At 61.7% G+C, this 15810-nt stretch carries 17 protein-coding genes; 11 read left to right on the forward strand and 6 right to left on the reverse strand.

All coding sequences use genetic code 11. The annotated features are described in order from the left end of the window. Positions 1-2 precede the first annotated feature (2 nt). From NYQ88_RS07090 to NYQ88_RS07110, 5 genes are read right to left on the reverse strand one after another with little or no spacing between them, the layout of a single operon-like run. Positions 3-815, reverse strand: a complete 813-nt coding sequence (locus NYQ88_RS07090) for an aldolase/citrate lyase family protein (protein WP_275654250.1) — start codon at positions 813-815, stop codon at positions 3-5. Between the two features lie 5 nt (positions 816-820). Next, positions 821-1606 carry an SDR family oxidoreductase gene (locus tag NYQ88_RS07095; protein ID WP_275654251.1) on the reverse strand — a complete coding sequence of 262 codons (786 nt, stop codon included), beginning with the start codon at positions 1604-1606 and terminating at the stop codon, positions 821-823. 2 nt (positions 1607-1608) lie between these two features. Beyond that, on the reverse strand, positions 1609-2568 hold the full coding sequence (locus tag NYQ88_RS07100) for a Gfo/Idh/MocA family oxidoreductase (RefSeq protein ID WP_275654252.1): 960 nt from the start codon (positions 2566-2568) through the stop codon (positions 1609-1611). Positions 2569-2578: 10 nt separating this feature from the next. Beyond that, the gene (locus NYQ88_RS07105) at positions 2579-3346 is read right to left on the reverse strand and encodes an SDR family NAD(P)-dependent oxidoreductase (protein ID WP_275654253.1); all 768 of its coding nucleotides are present in this window, start codon (positions 3344-3346) and stop codon (positions 2579-2581) included. Between the two features lie 18 nt (positions 3347-3364). Beyond that, the gene (locus NYQ88_RS07110; protein WP_275654254.1) at positions 3365-4372 is read right to left on the reverse strand and encodes a Gfo/Idh/MocA family oxidoreductase; all 1008 of its coding nucleotides are present in this window, start codon (positions 4370-4372) and stop codon (positions 3365-3367) included. Positions 4373-4582: 210 nt separating this feature from the next. Between NYQ88_RS07110 and NYQ88_RS07115 the strand changes: the two genes are divergently transcribed. From NYQ88_RS07115 to NYQ88_RS07165, 11 genes are all read left to right on the forward strand, one after another. Then, positions 4583-5422: an FCD domain-containing protein gene (locus NYQ88_RS07115; protein ID WP_275654866.1), complete on the forward strand. Its 840-nt coding sequence runs from the start codon at positions 4583-4585 to the stop codon at positions 5420-5422. Positions 5423-5523: 101 nt separating this feature from the next. Beyond that, positions 5524-7155, forward strand: coding sequence for an ABC transporter substrate-binding protein (locus tag NYQ88_RS07120; RefSeq protein ID WP_275654255.1), 1632 nt, complete (start codon positions 5524-5526; stop codon positions 7153-7155). Between the two features lie 78 nt (positions 7156-7233). After that, positions 7234-8196 carry an ABC transporter permease gene (locus NYQ88_RS07125; RefSeq protein WP_275654256.1) on the forward strand — a complete coding sequence of 321 codons (963 nt, stop codon included), beginning with the start codon at positions 7234-7236 and terminating at the stop codon, positions 8194-8196. A gap of 4 nt (positions 8197-8200) precedes the next feature. Next, the gene (locus tag NYQ88_RS07130) at positions 8201-9142 is read left to right on the forward strand and encodes an ABC transporter permease (RefSeq protein ID WP_275654257.1); all 942 of its coding nucleotides are present in this window, start codon (positions 8201-8203) and stop codon (positions 9140-9142) included. A 4-nt stretch (positions 9143-9146) separates the two neighbouring features. Beyond that, positions 9147-10157, forward strand: coding sequence for an ABC transporter ATP-binding protein (locus tag NYQ88_RS07135; protein ID WP_275654258.1), 1011 nt, complete (start codon positions 9147-9149; stop codon positions 10155-10157). Next, positions 10150-11190, forward strand: coding sequence for an ABC transporter ATP-binding protein (locus NYQ88_RS07140; protein WP_275654259.1), 1041 nt, complete (start codon positions 10150-10152; stop codon positions 11188-11190). Before NYQ88_RS07135 ends, NYQ88_RS07140 begins: the two co-directional genes overlap by 8 nt. A gap of 20 nt (positions 11191-11210) precedes the next feature. Further along, positions 11211-12140, forward strand: coding sequence for a dihydrodipicolinate synthase family protein (locus NYQ88_RS07145; protein ID WP_275654260.1), 930 nt, complete (start codon positions 11211-11213; stop codon positions 12138-12140). Positions 12141-12209: 69 nt separating this feature from the next. Next, positions 12210-13103 carry a hypothetical protein gene (locus NYQ88_RS07150; RefSeq protein WP_275654261.1) on the forward strand — a complete coding sequence of 298 codons (894 nt, stop codon included), beginning with the start codon at positions 12210-12212 and terminating at the stop codon, positions 13101-13103. Next, positions 13100-13525: a hypothetical protein gene (locus NYQ88_RS07155; RefSeq protein WP_275654262.1), complete on the forward strand. Its 426-nt coding sequence runs from the start codon at positions 13100-13102 to the stop codon at positions 13523-13525. The genes NYQ88_RS07150 and NYQ88_RS07155 overlap by 4 nt, the downstream gene beginning before the upstream one ends. After that, a complete protein-coding gene (locus NYQ88_RS07160; protein WP_275654263.1) occupies positions 13522-13794 on the forward strand; it encodes a hypothetical protein in 273 nt (90 codons plus the stop codon). The genes NYQ88_RS07155 and NYQ88_RS07160 overlap by 4 nt, the downstream gene beginning before the upstream one ends. Next, positions 13791-14717 carry a dihydrodipicolinate synthase family protein gene (locus tag NYQ88_RS07165; RefSeq protein WP_275654264.1) on the forward strand — a complete coding sequence of 309 codons (927 nt, stop codon included), beginning with the start codon at positions 13791-13793 and terminating at the stop codon, positions 14715-14717. Before NYQ88_RS07160 ends, NYQ88_RS07165 begins: the two co-directional genes overlap by 4 nt. Here the strand turns inward: NYQ88_RS07165 and NYQ88_RS07170 are convergent. Beyond that, positions 14704-15747 (reverse strand): amidohydrolase family protein, encoded by a 1044-nt coding sequence (locus tag NYQ88_RS07170; RefSeq protein ID WP_275654265.1) that lies wholly within the window; start codon positions 15745-15747, stop codon positions 14704-14706. The two genes, NYQ88_RS07165 and NYQ88_RS07170, sit on opposite strands and share 14 nt — an antisense overlap. Positions 15748-15810 lie beyond the last annotated feature (63 nt).

The following is a 15810-nucleotide window of genomic DNA, read 5'->3' on the forward strand; positions in this document are numbered from 1 at the left end:
CCCTAGATGGCGTCAAACGCGGAGAGCATATCGTCTGCATAGCTGGCAAGCGCCACGACATCGGCGCCGACGCTGAGCAGATTATAGCCCATCGACACATAGTCCTTCACATTGGCCTTGCCGGCTACGGTCGCGGCGATCTTGCCATGACGGCGGGCCACTTCGGCAACGCGTTCGCGCACCTTGATGATTTCGGGGGCCTGGATCTGTCCGGGAATGCCGAGGCGGACCGAATAGTCACCGGGGCCGAAGAACAGGCAATCGACGCCATCGAGCTCGGCAATGGCCTCAATTTCGTCCAGCGCCTCAGGGTCTTCGATCTGGTGACAGACGAAGCGTTCCTTGTTGGCAGTCTCGAGATAGTCGAGGAAGCCGACGCGGGTGAACAGGCCATCATTATTGCCGCCATCGACGGCGCGACGGCCGAGCGGGGCGAACTTGGTCATGTCGCGCACGGCGCGCGCATCGGCTGCACCCATGACATGGGGCACGATCAGGCCGGTGGCATCGGCTTCGAGCGGACGGATATAGTCTGAGTAGGAGCCGCGCGCGACGCGGACCAGCGTGTCGACGTCGTAGATCTTGGCGGCACGGATCTGGTGCTCGATCGCCTCGATGCTCGAGGACGTGTGCTCCTGGCAGAGCCAGAGCGCGTCGGGCTGGGCCGAGGCAAAAATCTCGGCAACCTTGGCGTCATAGGTATTGAGCTTGAGCACTTTGGCCACGCCACCGGCGGCGATGGTGCGCAGCACCCGGCTGGGGCGCATGCGGTGCTGGGTGGCGGGACCGGCGGTATACTGCTGCTTTTCGGACATGGCTGTTACTTTGCTGTGTAGCCGCCATCGACCGGGATATTGGTGCCGGTGATGTAAGCGGAGGCATCGGAAGCGAGGAACACGATGGCGCCCATCATGTCGGTGTCATTGGCCATGCGGCCCAATTGCGTGCGGTCGTTGTAGTTCTTCACGAAGGCCGCAGGCTGGCCATTGAAGAAGCCACCCGGCGCCAGGCAATTCACGCGCACATTGTCGGGGCCGAGAATGCTCGCCGCCCAGCGGGTGAAGTTCAGCATGCCGCCCTTTTCGTAGTGATAGATCGGCGAGGGATCAGGCATCATGTCGGTGCCGACATAATTGCCGAGCTCAAGCCCGACAGAGCCCATCATCGAGCCGATATTGATCACCGAGCCGGTCTTGTTGGCCGCCATAGTCTTGCCGAACAGCGAGGTGATCTTGAACAGAGCCGAGGCGTTGATGCGCAGGCTCTTGTCATAGGCTTCGAGGTCATGATCCCAGCCATTCATGGCCGAGCGGATCACTGCGTTGTTGACCAGCACGTCGCAGCGGCCAGCCTCTCCGATGATCGTGCTGTGCAGGGTCTCGATCGAAGCATCCGAGTTGAGATCAAGCGTCAGCGCGGTCACGTCATTGCCGGCGGCGCGTTCCTCGGCAGCCACAGCTTCGAGCGCCTCGAGATTGCGCGAGGCGATATAGGTCTTGGCCCCGGCCTGGGCGAGGGCTGCCACGATCTGGCGGCCATAAAGCCCTGCGCCGCCGGTGACGAGGGCGACTTTGCCCTTGAGGGAGAATGTGTCGAGAACGCCCATGATCAGGATCCGAAGCTGGAAAGGAAGATTTCTTGGCCGCCGGCTTCGCGGCTTTCAATGCCGGCGATGACGAGCTGCATGAGCTCGCGCGTCTGCGAGAAGGGCACTGGCGGTGTGCCGGTGCGGAGGAACCCCACATAGCTTTCGAGCTGCGCCTTGAAGGCGGTGAAGGTGTCCTGGCTGCGCAGGGTGGTGCCGCCTTCAGTGCCCGCCAGGGTGATGAAGCCAGAGCCACCGATCTGGTCGGCCGTCGTGGTGATCACCACGTCGATGCCCTTCTCATGCTTGAGATGGACGACATTGCGTTCATAGGTGCCGGTATTGCGCACGGAGACGAAGCCCGGCCCGACGATCGGATAAATCGATTCCAGCGCGTGGATGCCGTAGGTTTCCCACTTCTTGGCCATGGTGACGAAGACGGTGCGCAGCGCGCCGAACTCGTAGGTTGAGCCGTGATAGGGCAGGAATTCCTTGGCAAAGCGCATGCCCGAGGAGGAGATGATCGGCTTGCCCTCGGCCACCCATTTGGTGAAGGTCTCGAGGTCGGCGCGATTGTCACAGAGCGGCTTGTCGACGAAGACGGGCAGGCCAGCCTCGACAAATGGCCGGGCGCGCTCGACGTGTTCAAAACCCTTGTCGGTGGCGACGACGACCGCGTCGACATGACCGATCACGTCTTCGGCGCGCTCAACCACATTGGCGATCTTGGCCACTTTGGCGACGTCATGGGCTTCTTGGGCAATGTCGGTCCAGACATGGGTCACCTCGACGCCGGGAATGCCCAGCGTCTCGGGCGGCTGCTTGCCGATATAGTTGATGATCGCCGGATAGGGGCATTGCTTGAGCGCCTCGGCATCATAGCGGCCATTGATGATCATCGACCAGGAATAGGGATGGCCATTGCCCTCGACCATGCCGAGCATGGCCAGGCGAATGGGGCGGTCGGCAAATGGAAAGCTCATTGAAAATACCTCACCAGGCGGTCCAGCCGCCATCCACGCCCAGCACCTGGCCGGTGATGTAGGAGGCCGCGTCGGAAATCAGGAAGACAGTGGCGCCGGCTGTTTCGTGCTGGCGGCCGATGCGGCCGAGCATGGTCTCAGCCTCGAGATTGGCGATGAAATCGGGATGCGCCGTCCGCACGCCTTCATGCGGGAAGGGGCCGGGGAAGACAGCATTGACGCGGATGTTCTTCGGCCCGTAATGGCCGGCCATGGTGCGCACCATCTGGTTGAGCCCGGCCTTGCCGACCCCATATTCGATGGAATTCGGAGCCATGTCGCCCGGGTAGTTTTTCGGGTCGGGCGAAACGACGCCATACATGGACGAATAGAGCACGACCGAGCCGCCGGAGGGCATCTTGTCGGCCGCAGCGCGCGCGAGCAGGAAGGTTCCGGTGATGTTGATGCGGTTGGCCAGATCAAAGGTCTGGGCGTCAAGCGCGTCGAAGGTCTTGCCGGAATTGAAGGCCGTGGCAACGATCAGCCCGGAGAGGCCATCAAAGGCAGCGGCAGCCTTTTCGACACAGTCGAGGATCGAAGCCTCGTCAGCCATGTCGAGGGGCAGGGCGGCGACCCCACCCTTGCCCGGGGCCGCGGTCACCGTAGCCAGCGCTGTCGCCAGCCTTTCTGCGTCACGGTCGGCAATGACCACGTTGGCGCCCTGCGCCTTGAGCAGCAGGCATGTGGGAGTGCCCAGGTAACCGGCGCCGCCGGCTACAAGCACTGTACGTCCATCCATCTGAAACATCTGGTTTCTCTACTGACCGAGTGAGACGATCGTGCGATCGGTCCAGCTGCGCTTTGCGCCCAGCGCGACCATGAGATTGAGCCGCGCCTCTTCAAGCGTGGCGAGGTGGCAGGGCTTGCCCTCCAGCGCATCGAGCATGGCATTGGCCTGGATGGTGAACCGGGCCTGATGGGCTTCGGTGGGCACCAGCCCGTCCATATAGTCGTGCGTTTCCTTGTCGGTGCCGCTATCGTCGTCGGCAAAGCTCAGGATCGAGTGGTTGAGGGTGAGGTTGCCAGCGGTGCCGATGAATTCGGTCCTGGAAACATTGGGCTTCTGGAACTGGTTGATGGTGACATTGGCCATCGCCCCGCTCTCGAAGCAGATGTTGACGAGGCATGTGTCCTCGGTCTCGGTGCCCTGCAAAACCAGCCGATCATGCATCGCGCCGACGGCGACGGGACGCCCCATCAGCCAGATCAGCATATCGAACGTGTGGCTGGCCGCATCGAGAATGGCGCCACCACCCATTTCCGGACGCGCATAATAGGTGCGCTGGAAGTCCGGGCGATATTTGGGGAATTCCTGACCGGAATTGACATAGGCGAGGCGGAGATCACCGATCTTGCCATTGGCGATGCCCTCGCGGACCGCCAGCAGTTCGGGGGCAATGCGGCGGATATAGCCAACGCGGGCGAGAACGCCGGACTGCTTGACCGCCTCGATCGCCGCATCGACGCCGTCCATGGTCACGGCCAGCGGCTTTTCGACCATGAAGGCGGTGCCGGCTGCGGCACACTGCTGCATCAACGGCACATGCATATGAGCCGGCGCGCAGATCACGGCGAGGTCGAATGACGCGAGGTCAGCCTCCTCCAGAGACGCATAGCTGGCCTCGAGTGCAAACATTTCCTCAGCTTCGGCGCGCCTCTCGGCATGCGGCTCGACGACGGACAGTTTTGCCCGTCCCGTCGCCGTATAGCCGCGCAGATGCCGGCGGCCAATGCCGCCACTGCCGATGATCAGAACCCTCTTCATTCCATCCCCCATCAAGCGCTGTTTGGTGCTTGACACTCCAAAAAACTATGTTGTTATGTTAATGAGATATCTTAGCGTGTCAACACGACATCAGTGGCGATTTTGAGGGAAATCGTTTAAGGATTGCGGTTTCGTGAGGCGAAATTTCTACCACTGGTGGAAAATTCGCAAGTGAATAGAATTCGATTTCGGGGAGGGGTCGGAACGACGATGCAAATATCCAGTTTTCCGGGCCCATTCCGCCCAGATGTTGAGCCATCATCGCAGTTTGGTCGACCAAACGCAGAGGAGGGCGAGCCAAATCAAGCTTTTCAGCAGGTTGAGTTGGTCGGTGCGCTGCCCGATGCATCCCTGATTGCCTCCGCGATCGCCAAGGAGATTCACTCCGGCCGGATGGAGGAGGGGAGCATGCTGTCCTCGGAGCGTCAGCTCTGCGACCGTTTCGGCGTTGGTCGCTCCATCATTCGAGAGGCGATCCGTCAGCTCGAAATGATGGGGTTGGTCGAGTTGCGCAAGGGTCACCGCCCGCGGGTGGCCTATCCGAGTTTCTCGGGGTTGCTGGCCAGCATTTCCGACGCCTCGCGCCTGTTTTTCAGTGGCACGGAAGGTGGCGCGCATATGGAGCAGGCTCGCCTGTTCCTCGAGACCAGCATGGTTCGCTATGCTGCGCATTCGGCGACGCCGGCCCAGATTGCCAAGATGGTGGCAGCCATCGAGAAGGCCGATGCGGTTGTCGATGACCTTCCGCGCTTCCGCGACGCGGATGTGGCGTTCCACCGGGCGCTCGCCGAGGTGCCGGGGAACCCGATCTTCATCGCGCTGCATGACGCCTTCGTCGGCGGCTTGATGCGGGCGCGTCCGGATCCTGCTGACACGGCCCGCCACAACCGGCGGAGCAATGATGAACACAAGGGTGTCGTCCAGGCCATTATCGCTCGCGATGCAGCGGCCGCCGAGGCGATCCTGACCAAACACCTGACGCGCAATTTCGCGGTCTATGTCAATCACGTGCTCGGCCCCACGGCCGGGCAGCAAGCAATGGAGGGGTAGGCGACGTTCGACTTTCGCAGCGGGAGCTGCGCTGCCTGGAACCAACGTGGGGTTCGTTCCTGGCCAGACTTTCAAATAATTTGCAAAACAGGGGAACGTAGATGCAAATCAAGAAACTGATCGCCACCGGCCTAGCCGTGTTGATGTCTTCCACCGCCATCAGTGGCGTGGTTGCCCAGCCGATCAATGAAAACCAGCTGTCCGATCCGCGCGTCCGTCAGGCGATCAGTTACGCCATCGACATGGACACCATTGCAGAGACCATTTTCGAGGGTGCAGCCATTCCGGCTGATGGTCTCCTTCCGGATGGCCCGAACAAGCCGACCGACCTCAACCCCTACAAGTATGATCCTGACAAGGCTCGTGCGCTGCTGGCCGAAGCCGGCTGGGACAGCAATCGCGAACTGGACGTCGTCTATTACTACGCCGACCAGGCCACTGCCGACCTGATGGCCGCGATGCAGGCCTATCTGGGCGACGTCGGTATCAAGATGAACTACCGCATGCTCGAGGGCGATATCGGCTCCCAGATCTCGGTTGTTCCTGAGGATCCGGTGAACGGCCCGTCCGCTGTGACCTGGGACATGCTGTACGGCGCCCGCGCCGCTCTGGCCCTCCAGGAATACTTCAACCGCTACGCTCTCGGCGGCAAGCCGATGATCCCGAATATCGACCGGATGAACGAGCTGGTGGCCCAGGTCAACGGCACGACCGATCCGGAAATCCAGCGCGAAGGTTACTTCGAGATGGAGCGGATCATCAACGAAAACGTCTACCAGATCCCGCTCTACTACCAGCAGCTGTACACCTTCGAGAGCACCCGCGTGAACCGCAACGGCGCTCCCTATGGCAACGAGCAGTACAACTACAACTGGGGTATCGAGAACTGGACCGTTGAGCCCGATGCCAGCGGCAAGGCGGTGATGTACACCAATACCGGCCCTGCACAGTTCTTCGAAGTTCCGTGGCAGAACCTCGGTATCTTCGTCGCCAACAAGTTCGCCTTCGACACGGTTCTTGAATCGGACGGCGATCTCACCCCGATCGGCGGCGAGATGGCCGAGACCTATTCGATCAGCGAAGATGGCCTCACCTTCACCGTCACCCTCAAGGATGGCCTGAAGTGGCACGACGGCACCGACATCACCGGCAATGATCTTGCCTGGTCTGTTGGCGCAGCGCTGAAGTTCCCGATCACCCACCCGGTGGTGAAGTCGACCCTCACCAAGATCGAGGGCGCCGAAGCCTTCGTGGCTGGCGACGCCGACGCGGTGACTGGCATCAGTGTTGACGGCAACACGGTGACCATGAAGTTCGCGGCCATCGACCCGAACGTCCTTCTGACCTTCAGCCAGTTCGCTCCGCTGCCGGCTGCACAGTTCGAAGGTGTTGACCTGATCAATCTCCAGCAGGCTCCCTACTGGCAGAAGCCGATCGGCTCGGGTCCGTTCAAGATCGATGAAGTCGTGATGAACGACTACACCACGCTCGTCGCCTTCGAGGGCTACCACAAGGGCACGCCGAAGATCGAACAGATCGTCGCCAGCCCGTCCTACGAGAACGACGCCAACCTGCTCGTCAACGCAAGTGCAGGCAAGGCCGACTTCGGCTACACCAAGGTTGCCAGCGACGTGCCGGCCCTTGAAGCGCTGGATCACATGGTCGTTCACCCGATCAACATCCCGTACACGCGCATGCTGTGGATCAATCAGTTCCCGCTTCCCACGAAGTAAACTGATCAATGGGAGCGCCGGCTTTGCGGCCGGCGCTCCTGCGTATTTTCAAATCAAGACGGGGACCGGCCAGACACCATGCTGACCTACATCATCAGGCGCATCCTGATCCTGATCCCGATGGCATTTGTCATCTGCTTTTTAGTTTATCTCGGGCTTGAGCTCACGCCGGGAGACGCCGTCTCCCACATGATCAGTCCGGATATGCTCGGCAGCATGGATCCCGAACGGCTGGAGGCCTTGCGTCAGTCGCTCGGCCTGGGCCAACCCTTTTATGTCCGGTTCTGGTCCTGGTTCACCAATCTCATCCAGGGCAATTTCGGCTATTCCACCAATGGTGGCGTCCCGATTGCCAGCATTCTTGCGACGCGCCTTCCGGCCACGCTGGAACTGGCTGCCATCGCGCTGTTGTTCTCGACGATCATCGGCAGCATTCTGGGCGTTATCAGTGCGCTCAAGCGTGGCACCGCTACCGACAGCGCCCTCACCGTGGTCGGCATGCTCGGTGTGTCCATCCCCGAATTCTTCTTCGGTCTCGTCGCCATCCTGATCTTCGGTCTCAACCTCGGCTGGTTGCCGGTGGGCGGCCGATCCATGCCTGGCTATCTGACCCTTTGGGATCGCTTGCCCCATCTGGTGATGCCGGCGCTCGTCCTCTCGATCATGCTCACCGCTGGTGTCATGCGCTATGCGCGCTCGTCCATGCTGGACGCACTGAGCCGCGACTTCATCAAGACCGCCCGCTCCAAGGGCCTGCCGGAATGGCGCGTCAACGTGCTGCACGGTTTTCGCGTGGCGCTGACACCCGTCGTCGTGCTCATCGGCTTCCGCCTGCCGGTTCTGATCGGCGGCTCGGTCATCATCGAGCAGGTGTTCCAGTGGCCGGGCATCGGCAATGAGTTCATCTCGGCCGTCCGCTCGCAGGATTATCCGGTGGTGATGACCATCGCGCTGCTGTCCGTGATGGCAGTGCTGATCGCCAGTCTCATCGTTGACATCCTGACCGCCCTTATCGACCCGCGCGTCCGGCTGGGAGAATAGTTCCATGACCAATCCCACAGCTCCCGCAACGCGTCGTCGCACTCGGTTCGATGCCCAGTTCGACCGTATCCGTGCCCGCGAGGAGGCCGGCGAGGCCCGCTCGCGCGGCGGTTCGCGTACGCTCAACAAGTTTCTCAACAACCGGCTCGCGGTCATTGGCCTCATCATCTTCTCGGTGATCCTCCTGGCCTCGATCTTTGCGCCCTTCCTGACGCCGCATGATCCCAACAAGATCAATCTGCGTGCCATGCTGCAGCCGCCCTCCTGGGAGCACTGGTTCGGCACGGATCGCACCGGGCGCGACCTCTTTGCCCGCGTGCTCTACGGCGGCCGCATCTCCATTCTCGTCGGGCTTGGCAGCGCCATCCTCGGGGCCATCGTCGGTGTCGTGATCGGCGTCTACACCGGCTATGTCGGCGGCTGGCTCGATGCCATCGCCATGCGCGTCTCGGAAATTTTCATGTCGTTTCCGCAGATCATCCTGGTGCTGATGCTGGTCTCGATCCTCGGCCAGTCGCTGCTGAACCTCATCCTGATCTTCACGCTCACCGGCTGGGGCGGCATCTACCGTATGTCCCGCGCCCGCATGCTGAGCCTTCGCGAAGAGGAATATGTGCTGGCGTTGCGCAGTTTCGGGCTCTCCCGCCCGCTGATTGCCTTCAAGCACATGCTGCCGAACGCCCTTGGGCCGATCATGGTCAACATTACCCTCTCGACGGCAGCCTTCATCCTGCAGGAGGCTGGCCTCAGCTTCCTCGGTCTCGGCGTGCCGCTCTCCATCCCGACCTGGGGTAATATTCTCAACGTGGCGCAGGACCTTCGCGTGCTTCAGACCAATTGGTGGATCTGGTTGCCGGTGGGCAGCGTGATTTCGCTCTTCGTGCTCAGCGTCAATTTCATTGGCGATGGTCTGCGCGATGCGACCGATCCGACCCAGCAAGGATAATGTGATGACCGATACGCAAGATATCGCCATCAGCGTGCGCGACCTGAAGACGTTCTTCTACACCAACAATCGCTGCAACAAGGCCCTCAACGGCGTCTCCTTCGACATCAAGAAGGGCAAGACGCTGTGCATCGTCGGGGAAAGCGGCTGCGGCAAGTCCGTTACCGCCGCCTCGATCATGCAATTGCTGCCTGATCTCTCCCGCATCGAGGAAGGCGAGATCATCTATCACGCCGATCGCGGGGACATTCCGCTCCACGCGCTGGAGAAGAACGGCCGCGACATGCGTCGCATCCGCGGCGGCGAAATCGCCATGATCTTCCAGGACCCGATGACGGCGCTCAACCCGGTCTATTCGGTTGGCTTCCAGATCAAGGAGAGCCTGCGTTACCATCTCAAGATGGTCGGGCAGGCGGCCCATCAGAAGGCGATCTCCCTCCTCAGGGAGATGGGTATCGCCCTTCCCGAAAAGCGGGTGAACGACTTCCCGCACCGCTATTCGGGCGGCATGCGCCAGCGCGCCATGATCGCCATGGCCATGGCCTGCAACCCCAAGGTGCTGATCGCCGACGAGCCGACGACCGCGCTCGACGTGACCATCCAGGCGCAGATCTTTGAGCTCATGGACAAGCTCAAGAGCGAGCACGGCACGGGGATCATGCTCATCACCCATGACATGGGTGTAGTGGCTGAACTCGCTGACGATGTGGCCGTGATGTACATGGGCAATATCGTCGAGGCTGGTACGGTGGACGAAGTCCTCCGCAACCCGACGCACCCCTATACCAAGGCGCTGCTCTCGTCCGTGCCCGTGCTGGGCAAGGGCAAGAACCAGGACATCAAGGCCATTCGCGGTTCGACCCCCGATCCGCTCAATCGACCAAAAGGCTGCCAGTTTGCCGATCGCTGCGATTTCGCGGTCGATCAGTGCAAGGCAATGCCCCCAGAGACCCACATGACCGCGACCCATCGCGTCATGTGCTGGCGCTATAAGGAGCTGTCCGCTCATGAATGAGGACAAGGATGTCATTCTCCGCCTGCGCGGGGTGAAGGCGCATTTCCCGGTCAAGGCAGGCGTCTTCAAGCGCACGGTCGGCCATGTGAAGGCCGTCGACGGCGTCGATATCGACGTTTATCGCGGTGAGGTCCTCGGCCTCGTCGGCGAAAGCGGCTGTGGCAAGACAACGCTCGGCAAGGCCATCCTGCAGCTGGTGAAGCCCACCGACGGCGAGATCGTCTATAATTCTCCGCAGGGTGAACAGGCCGATCTGGTCAAGCTCGACAACGAGCAGATGACCCCGTTCCGCAAGCGCCTGCAGATCGTCTTTCAGGATCCGCATTCCTCGCTCAATCCGGCCTTCACCATCTTCGGCTCGCTCGAGGATCCGCTGAAGAAATACGGCATCAAGTCGCGCGAGGAACGCCGCAAGATCATCGGCGACCTGCTCGAAGCGGTGAACATGCGCCGCGAATATATGGACCGCTATCCGCACGAATTTTCGGGCGGCCAGCGCCAGCGCATCGGCATTGCCCGGGCGCTCAGCATCGAGCCCGAACTGATCGTCTGCGACGAGGCCGTCTCGGCGCTCGACGTGTCGATCCAGGCCCAGGTGCTGCAGCTCCTGATGAAGCTCAAGGCTGAGCGCAACCTCACCTATATCTTCATCACCCACGATCTCAGCGTCACCGAATATATCTGCGACCGTGTCGCCGTGATGTATCTGGGGCGCGTGGTGGAGCTGTGCCGCTCCGAAGATCTCTTCGCCAATAATCTCCACCCTTATACCGAGGCGCTGCTCTCGGCGATCCCGGTGGCCGATCTCGACAAGAAGACCGATCGCATCGTGCTGCAGGGCGACGTCCCGAGCCCGGTCAATCCGCCTTCGGGCTGCCCGTTCCATCCGCGCTGCCGCTACGCCAAGGACGTCTGCAAGACAGTCGTTCCCCCGCTCAAGCGCTACTCGGTCGACGGGCACGACCACTACGCCTCCTGCCATCTCATCGACTTGCCGGAAGCGACGGATGAAGCCGTCGCCATTCCCGCCTGATTTTTAATTCGGAGCCAAAATTGTTAGCGTCCAAGCTTGCTTCAATCACCGGCGTGCTGCCGGCCCTGGTGACCCCGTTCGATGAGAACGAAAACTTCGACGAAGGGCGGATGCGCGCCGTCGTCGATTTCCTCATCGGCCGCGGCATCGATGGGCTTTATGTCACCGGCAGCACCGGCGAAGCCTTCATGATGTCGCCCGAAGAGCGCAAGCGCGTGCTCGAAGTCGTCATCGACGAGACCAAGGGCCGGGTGCCGGTCATCGCCCATGTCGGCGCCATCAGCACGCACCACTCGTCCGATCTTGCCCGTCACGCCGAAAAGGCCGGCGCTGATGCGCTCTCGGCCGTGCCGCCCTTCTACTGGGGTTTTTCGCAGGACCAGGTCCTTTCCTACTACTCCGATATCACCGCTTCGACCGGCCTGCCGATGTGCGCCTACAACGTGCCGCTGGCCGGGCTCTTCGGCTTCGACATGATCAAGCGTCTGGCCGAGATACCGGGCGTTGAAGGCATCAAGTACACCGCGACCACCCACCACGACATCATGCGCATCAAGGCCGAGATCGGTTCCGATTTCGTGCTCTATTCGGGTGCCGACGAGATGGCGATGTCGGGCCTGCATTTTGGTGCCGACGGCATCATCGGCAGCTTCTACAATGCCATTCCCGAAATCTTCCTGGCGCTCTATGCGGCGGTCAAGGCCGGCGACATGGCCAAGGCCAAGGAGCTGCAGGAAGTGGGCAATGCCATCATCTTCTTCACTCTTCCCCGCAATGCCATGGCTGCCCTCAAGCGCATGGTCACCTGGCAGGGTGCCGACGCCGGCTATTGCCGCAAGCCCTTCGGCAATTTCATGACCCAGGCCGAAGAAGACCAGCTCAAGGCCGAATTCCGCGCCTTCAAGGCCGAGCGCAAGATCACGGGCGTCAATTTCCTCGACGTCATCTAGCCTCGATCTGCCCCATCGCCGGCAAGTCCGGCGGTGGGGTGACCGCGTTGCGAGGAGAGGGGCCGCGCATTGTCAATCATCACTCCACTGGCGCTCAATGGCGACCGCTCGGTCCGCAGCGGCAGCGCGAAGGCGCTCGCCGATGCCATCAGGCGCGGCGGCGATCTGCGCATCCGCACTGCCTTCCGCCACAACGAACATATCGACCCCAGTTCACCCAATCCGGAGCTGGTCGACGAGGTCGCCGAATTCCGCCAGACGCTGCTGCTCGACGACCATTGGTCTGCCGGAATCATGACGCTGCGCATGCCGGTCGAAATCCCCACCGGTTTCGGCCCCCGCCCGTCCATGTCGTTCTTCCTCTACAATCAGGATGGGCATCAGGCCATCGCGCGACCATTCCTCGATGGCCAGCCCGCTTCAGCCACACTTGGCCCATCGCCGCTCGATGATCACAGCGCCATGCCGCGCTATCACCAGTTCGACAGCTGGGACGCCGGCACCAACGCGCCGAGCAGCAATTTCATCTATGACTTCGAGAGCTACACCTTCCTCGTCAACGACCGTTGGCAGGAGGTTTACGCCCATGACAGCGCCGGCCATCCCGTCTCAGGTGCGCTCTCTGACCTGATCGACGCCTTTCAGCAGGGATGCCCGATCAAGCTCGCCATTTCCGGCCTCTGCGATGATCTCGCACCCGCGGCGCCGCTTACGCACGAAGTCTTCGTGCACGCCGGCTCCTGCTATTATTACACCGAGCAAAAGCTCTTCCTCACCGGCACGCACCCGGTCGTCCGCGTCCGCCCCGACATGCCGCTGCGCTACACCAGCCAGGGCTGGGATTTCGGCTGGCTGGTCGCCCGCACCGATGGCGAGGTCGAGCGCTGGCGCTGCAATCCTTACACCCTCAAATTCGAGCGCAGCCGGACACGGCACGCCATCCGCTGGTTGATCGCACCGTGAAATTTGATAACGCCAAGATTGGCGAAAACACCATCATCGAGCCCGACGTTTCCATCGGCTTCCGCTACCACTCCGAGTGTGGCCCGGCCACGATCGGCAGCCATGGCATCGTGCGCAAGGGCACGATCATCTATGGCGATGTCCGCATTGGCGATCATTTTCAGAGCGGGCACCACACGGTGATCCGCGCCAAGGTGGCGATGGGTGATTTCTGTGCCATCGGCAATGGCTCGACCATCGAGGGGCTGGTGCGCATGGGGCAGGGCGTCCGAATAATGTCCCATGTCTACATCCCCTCCCGCACCTGGTTCGGAGACCACATCTTTGTCGGGCCGGGCACGAAATTCCTCAATGAGCGCCTCCCCGGGCGTCTCGACGATCCGCCGACGCCGCGCGGCGCGACATCGAGGATGATGTCATGATCGGCGGCGGTGTCACTGTCCTTCCCGGTGTCACTATTGGCGAGCGCAGTTTTGTCGCGGCCGGGGCCGTCGTTACGCGCGACGTGCCACCCCGCAGTCTCGTGATCGGGCCAAAAGGCGAGTGCCGCATCCTGCCGCCGCATCTCGATCGTCCCAACAGTCTGCGGCTGTGCGAAGCGCCGACCGATCTCTGGCATCCCGAAACAGATATTGCCGGACTTCACTGGCCGAGCGACTGGGCCGAAAGCTGGGAAGGGGTAACACAATGACCGCCACCAGCACCCGGATTTCGGGCAATTGGGCGTCCCTGCTGTTGCCGATCAACAGCGACGACAGCATCGACTTTGCCCGGCTTTGGGACGCGATGGATGTGCTCGTCGCCGCCGGGGTCGACGGCATCTATTCCAACGGTACCGCCTCGGAATTTTACACCCAGAGCGAAGCCGAGTTCGACCGCATCCAGGAGATGCTGGCCAACCGCTGCACCGCCGCCGGCCAGCCCTTCATCATCGGCGCGTGCCACACTGATGCCCGCCAGTCGCTGGACCGCGTACGCCGTGTGGTCGCTCTCAAACCCCTCGCCATGCAGGTCATCCTGCCTGACTGGTGGCCGGTCGGCGTCGACGAAGCCCGTGATTTTCTCATGCAGGCTTCAGAGGCCGCGGCCGGCATCCCGCTCATTCTCTACAATCCGCCCCACGCCAAGCGCGTGCTCACCCCGGCCGAGATCGCCGAGGCGACGCGCGGCACCGCCGTCACCGCCACCAAGCTGACGCTGGGCGGGGAGGGGTGGTACGAGGAAGCGCGCCAGCATTTGTCCCATCTCGGCGTGTTCGTTCCTGGCCATCATCTGGCGACCGGTATGCGCGAGGGCGTCGCCGCTGGTGCCTTTTCCAATGTGGCCTGTCTCTCGCCCATTGGAGCCCAGCGCTGGACCGAGATGATGAAGACCGACCTTGAGGCCGCCCTCGATATCGAGACGCGCATCAAGGCTTTCGTCATGGGCCATATCCTGCCCTTTGCCGAGCAAGGCTATTCCAATGCCGCGCTCGACAAACTGCTCGCCGCCATTGGCGGCTGGGCCGATGTGGGCACGCGCCTGCGCGGACCCTATCGCTCCATTGATCCGGATGCGGCGACGACGCTGCGCGCCATCGCCCATAAAATGATCCCGGAGATCATGACCCCATAAAGGCCCGCACATCGGCGCGCGCGGCATCGACCAGATCGCGCGCTGTGTCATGGAAAAGGGCATTGCGCTGCTGCTCTGTCAGCCCCAGCTGCCGCGCCCCGCGCTTCATCGCCCGCAATTGCTCATAGCGGATATAGGTCATGCGGCTATCGCAATGACCGAGATTGAGGCTGTGATTACTGTCCGAGAGGAAGGCCCAGGCGTAGCCGAAGGCGATATATTTGCCGCGCACCGGGCCGATCATGTCGTCGCTGCCATACATCACCCGGTCGACGCCCACCCCGGTATAGAGCGCGTCGAGCGCATCGGACTCGCAGACGGTGGAGGTGTCGTACCAGACATTGGGCAGGCCCCTGAGGCTCGCCGCCGCCTTCTCGATGGCCCAGGACGAATAGGACCGGGCGCAATGGGCGAGGATCCAGCGTACGCGCGGGTATTTCTCGCTCAATCGACGGATCTCGCTGATATTGTCCGGATCCGAAATCGCCTTGCGCTTGGAGATGTGCATCATCACGATCAGCCCCAGCCTGTCGGCCAGCGCGATCTGATGCTCGGGCAGGAAGTCGGTGATCGAGGCTTCCGGCGGATCCCCATTGGTGGCGTAGACCAGATAGGGCTTTAGGCCGATGGCGCCGGTGCGTCGGAGCGTCTCGAGAATGTCGCCCTCGTTCATCCCCGGATGCACCATCATCAGCGCGGCGGAGTCTTGCGCCTTCTCCATCTCGGCGGCCACGTAGATATTGGACGCTTCGAAATCGCATTTCCCGGCGAACGGGAACGGAAACCCCAGTCGCTCGATCTGGCGCCCCGGCATCATCGCGGCGTCCACCGCGTCCGCCAGTTCCTTGGTCACTTCCGGAAAGTGCTTGCCGATGCTGGCTGCATACGGGCCGGTTTCCTTGTCCGGATTGATGTTGAAGGCCCAGCGATAAATATGGGTGTGCACGTCAAACACCTTGGCGGGAACAAAGGCGTCCAGCTCTTCGGCCCAAATGCGCCGATCCAGATCGTTTGGCTCAAAATCACCCATGATATCCTCCCTTTAGGCTTGAACTATCATGTTACACTGATAACATTATAATCAAGCGTTTTG

The organism is Devosia sp. SD17-2, from assembly GCF_029201565.1.
Classification (GTDB): Bacteria; Pseudomonadota; Alphaproteobacteria; order Rhizobiales; family Devosiaceae; genus Devosia.